This window comes from Spiroplasma sp. hy2, from assembly GCF_044714365.1.
GTDB classification, from domain to species: Bacteria; Bacillota_I; Bacilli_A; order Mycoplasmatales; family Mycoplasmataceae; genus Spiroplasma; species Spiroplasma phoeniceum.
The window spans coordinates 1-5088 of sequence record NZ_RXFZ02000069.1; the positions used below are offsets into that span (position 1 = coordinate 1).

The following is a 5088-nucleotide window of genomic DNA, read 5'->3' on the forward strand; positions in this document are numbered from 1 at the left end:
WTTAAAAAATTTAAAGCAAAATCATAATCTTACACAAAATTAGTTTTCAAATTGTCATATTGATGATTTTTTTTATTTCATCAAGAGTTTTCGACAAAATTAAAGCATCTGTTCAATAACATTAACCCCTAATAAATTAAAGGCATTTGATAAAACTTGATAAATTACTTTAATAAATACTAAACGCTGTTTTGTTAATTCTAAGTTATCTAAATTAATAACTTTTCATTCATTATAATATGAATGGAATTGCCGCGCAACATTTTGCACATAATCACAGACAAGATGTGGTTGACGTAATTTTGCTGCTCCTTCAATGCAACGATTAAATAAATCAATCTCATTTAAAAGGTCTAATTCTTTTTGTGACGTTAATAATTCAAAGGTTTTAACATCCGTAATATTAATTTTGCTCATTTTGGCTTGTTTTAGCACGCTATTACAACGCGCTGTTGCATATTGTGCATAATAAACAGGGTTTTTTGAAGAATGCTCTTTTAAAATACCAATATCTAAGTCCATATGACTTTGAGCACTTTTTGAAGCTAACATATAACGAATTGGGTCAACTCCAATTTCTTCAATTAAGTCAATTAATCAAACTGCTGTCCCTTTTCGTTTACTCATTTTATATTCAGCACCGTCTTTAATTAACCGTACCATTTGAATCATATCAATATCTAAAATGTCTTTTTTATACCCTAATAACTGTAACCCCGCTAACATTCGTACAATATAACCGTGATGATCACCACCTCAAAAATTAACCAATTTATCTGCTTTGCTTCGCATTAAACGTTCATTATGTGATGCTAAATCAGGAGTAATATAAGTTAAATCACCATTTGATTTAACTAAAACACGATCTTTATCATCACCAAAGTCGGTTGTTTTTAATCATAGTGCACCATCTTGTTCATAAGTTTTTCCCAATTTGGCATATTTGGCTAATGTTGCATCAATTTTTCCTCCCTCGTACATTGCAGCTTCAGAAGAATAATATTCAATATCAACTCGAAATAATTTTAATTGCTTTTTAATAATATCTAAAAATAAATCAACTGATTTTTTGCGAAACATTTCATGTACCTTTGGATCACTAATTTTATAATCCTTATCAAAAGTTAAATTAATAAATTTATCTTGATAATTGTCAACAAAATATTGTGCAACATCAGCATACATATCGCCAAGATATGCATCAGGAGGTAATTCGGTTTTTTTACCCAATAAATTTAAATAACTAACAAAAACCGTCACTGCTAAAGTATTTATTTGATTACCAGCATCATTAACATAATATTCAGTTTGAACATGATAACCAGCTGCTCGTAAAATGCGAGCAACACTATCACCAATGGCACCATTCCGAGCATGACCAATATGTAAAAATCCCGTTGGATTAGCTGAAACAATTTCTAAATTATAAGTAAAATTCTTTGGAGCTGAATATCCATATTTTTCTTCTCGTTTTAAAACCTCATTAATAACTTGATGTAACTGATCATCAGCTAAGGTAAAATTAATAAATCCCGCACCAGCAATTTCAATTTTTTTAAAATATGATTTATTATTTTTTTCAATAAAAGCAATAACTTCTTCAGCAATTTTATTTGGTGCCTTTTTTAATTTTTTTGCTAGTAACAAAGCCAAATTGGTTGATAAATGGCCAAATCCTTCTTGACGTGGTTTTTCAACCATCACTGGTGTTGTTAAATTATTTGCCTTTAAGTACTCTTCTAACAGATTTTCAATTAATTTAACATTCGTATTCATAATTGTGGTTCCTTTCTTCTTTTATTTATATATATTTTACATAGTTTTTATAATTACTTATCTTTTTTTCTAATTTTACAATAATAAAATCCATCAGTATTATTTTCATAACCAAAAATTTGTTCTGTTGCAATAATTTTTAAATCCGGATGTTTTGCTAAAAAATTGCGGATTTGAACAGTATTTTCATATCCTCCAAAAGTACAAGTAGAATAAACCAAAATTCCACCTGGTTTTAACAATTGATAAGCTTTATCTAATAATTGTTCTTGAATCTCAACTAAATTTGCTAATTCTTGATTAGTCAAAGTATGATATTTAATTTCTGGTTTTCGTTTAATTACCCCTAAACCACTGCAGGGGGCATCACAAAGAATTTTATCATATTGAATTTCAGGATTAATTTTTCTAGCATCTAATAAATGTGGATAAATATTCGTAATTCCTAATCGACTAGCATTCATTTTAATTAAATTAATCTTCTTTTCACTAATATCATATGCATCAATAATCCCTTTGTTGTTCATGATTTGACTTAAATGTGTTGTTTTACCACCCGGTGCACTGCACATGTCTAACACGCGATCAGTTTCTTGCGGATTTAATACTTCTGCAATGCGCATACTCATTTCATCTTGAATAAAAATTAAACCTTTTTTAAACATTTCTGAATTAACAATTGGTTTATCGGCAATGACACCTACAGAAGATACTAAACTTTTTGTTAAATTATAATTTGAATATTGAGCTAATAATTCATCTCGACTAATTTTTAGGGTATTAACGCGAAATGAAAGTTTTGGAATTGTTAAACTATCAACCATTACTTGCTGAGCAATATCTTCACTATATTCATTACGAAGAATTAAATATAATGATGATGGAAAACTATATTTAATACTTAATTTTTTTGTTTCATCAGCAATATTAATTTCAAAAAGCTCATCTTTACTGACAAAAAATTTTTTTAACGTAGCATTAATAAAACCAGCATACTTTGGATTTAGATTTTTACTAATATTAACAGCTTCATTAACAATTGCATAATTAGGGATACGATCTAAAAAACGAAATTGATAAATACTCATTCATAATAAAACTTGTAATTTTTGATTAGTTTTTTTGGATTCAATAAATTGATTAGCAATATATTCTAAATACAATTTATTTTTTAAAGTACCATAAACAATTCGATAAATTAAAGTTTTATCTTGGTCAGTAAAATCATCATTTTGTTCTACAATATTTGATAATAAATGATTACTAAACTTGTTTTTTGCAAAAATTTTTCATAAGATATTTCATGCTATTTCTCTTGCTTGCATTTTTTAATCCTTTAAACTTACGAACGATTAGCAATTTCTTGTTCTAAAATTGTTTTAATTTCTGCAACTGCTTGTTCTACAGTGTTATTTACCACAACATAATTATAATTACTTTGCAATGGAAGTTCATCAGCTGCTTTTGCTAATCGTGCTTGTAATACTTCTTCGGGTTCACTTTTTCGGCCTCGAATTCGTTTTTCTAATTCCTCTAAACTTGGTGGAATTAAAAAAATTGAAACTGCATCAGTTACTTTCTGTAACACTTGTGTTGCACCTTGTACTTCAATTTCTAATAAAACATTTTTTCCATTATTAATTTGTTCAATACAATATGATTTTGGCGTACCATAATAATTACCGACAAAATCAGCATATTCTAATAATTCATCATTTTTAATTGCAGCTTCAAATGTTGGTCGGTCAACAAAAAAATAATTTACCCCTTCAACTTCATCCTGCCTTTTTGTTCTTGTTGTCATTGAAACTGAATAAGCCAAATTCAACTCTTCATATTTAAAAAGTTCTTGGCATATTGTCCCTTTCCCGACTCCTGATGGGCCAGAAAAAATAATTAAAAAACCCTCTTTCTGCACATTAACGTTCTCCTTTTTCTAATCTTAATATATACAAATACTTTTTTTTATATGTTTTACAACGTAACATAACTAAATTAAATTGATCAAATGACAACATTTGATTTGATTCACAAACTATTATTCCATAGTTATTGATAATATTGTTATTTAATATTATAGTAATAATATCATAATAATACTCAATTTGCTTAAAAGGTGGGTCTAAAAATAAAATATCAATTAATACTTTCTGTTGTATCATTCAATTTAATAAAACTTTATAATCATAATTTAATACTTTTGCATTATTTATTTTTAAGTTATTTAAATTAGTTTCAATAATTTTGGAGGCACCTTGGCGCAAATCATTAAAATAACATTGTTGTAACCCCCGTGATAACCCTTCAATTCCTAATTGACCACTTCCAGCAAAAATATCTAATCCAATTTTATTTTCATAAATAAAATAATTATCTAAAATATTAAATGTATCTTCTTTAACACGTGCCGTCATTGGCCGGGTATTCATTCCATCTAATGTTTTAATTTTATAACCCTTATATTTTCCACTAATTACGCGCATCTTCTTAACCCTTTTCTTTCTTTTTTTATTATACTAAAACTTTAGAATTTTCTTTAATAATTGCTGAATATGTTATAATTTTTTTAAGAGGTGATTTTTAGTGTTGCAAAATGAAATACCAACTAAAGACTGACTAGTATTTGATGATACACCGTCAATTCGACAACCATCAATTGATGTCTCTTTACCATTAGCACCTGAAAATGAACTTGTAATGCAAAAATTAATTGATTTTGTAAGATATTCCCAAGATCCGCAAAAAAATAGTGGTCATACAATTAGACCAGCTGTTGGTTTAGCCGCTCCTCAAATTGGACATAATCTTAAAATGTATTATATTCGAATTGAAGAGACAGATGACGAAACAGGAGATAAAAAAATAATTGAACATGCAATGATTAATCCTAAAATTATTGGAAAAAGTGAACAAATAGCTTGTATAGAAGAAGGCGAAGGTTGTTTAAGCGTTAATGGTGATAAAGAAGGTTTTGTCCCTCGTAGTTTTCGAATTATTATTGAAGGTTATGATTATTTAAAACAACAACAAGTAACAATTACTGCCCGTAGTTATGAAGCAATTGTTTTTCAACATGAACAAGCACATTTAGAAGGTAAATTATATTATGATTTAATTAATAAAAAAGCACCTTGAACAAAAAAAAGTGATTGAATTATTTTATAAAAAATAAAAACTGGTAATACCAGTTTTTATTTAGTTTGTAAATTGTACTATGAAGTGTAGCACTTTATAAACTGTAAAATCAAGCTTTTTAAATTTGTAAAGATTTTTTATAAAAATTAAAGCAAAAATATCTTTTATTTTATKWTT

General features: G+C 27.5%; 4 protein-coding genes and 1 pseudogene. 1 reads left to right on the forward strand and 4 read right to left on the reverse strand.

The window, feature by feature from the left end; all coding sequences use genetic code 4:
- Positions 1–99 precede the first annotated feature (99 nt).
- The 4 genes and pseudogenes from argS to rsmD all read right to left on the reverse strand — a co-directional run.
- A complete protein-coding gene (gene argS / locus EHV01_RS03125; protein ID WP_422066161.1) occupies positions 100–1776 on the reverse strand; it encodes an arginine--tRNA ligase in 1677 nt (558 codons plus the stop codon).
- Positions 1777–1829: 53 nt separating this feature from the next.
- The gene (gene rsmB / locus EHV01_RS03130; protein ID WP_422066162.1) at positions 1830–3101 is read right to left on the reverse strand and encodes a 16S rRNA (cytosine(967)-C(5))-methyltransferase RsmB; all 1272 of its coding nucleotides are present in this window, start codon (positions 3099–3101) and stop codon (positions 1830–1832) included.
- 17 nt (positions 3102–3118) lie between these two features.
- Entirely contained in the window at positions 3119–3694 is a 576-nt protein-coding gene (gene gmk, locus EHV01_RS03135; RefSeq protein WP_415745760.1) for a guanylate kinase, read from the reverse strand.
- Between the two features lies 1 nt (position 3695).
- Positions 3696–4265: pseudogene (rsmD, locus tag EHV01_RS03140) on the reverse strand (16S rRNA (guanine(966)-N(2))-methyltransferase RsmD); the annotation flags it as partial.
- A gap of 94 nt (positions 4266–4359) precedes the next feature.
- Here rsmD and def point away from each other — a divergent pair.
- Positions 4360–4941 carry a peptide deformylase gene (gene def / locus EHV01_RS03145; protein WP_422066163.1) on the forward strand — a complete coding sequence of 194 codons (582 nt, stop codon included), beginning with the start codon at positions 4360–4362 and terminating at the stop codon, positions 4939–4941.
- The last annotated feature ends 147 nt before the right edge of the window (positions 4942–5088 follow it).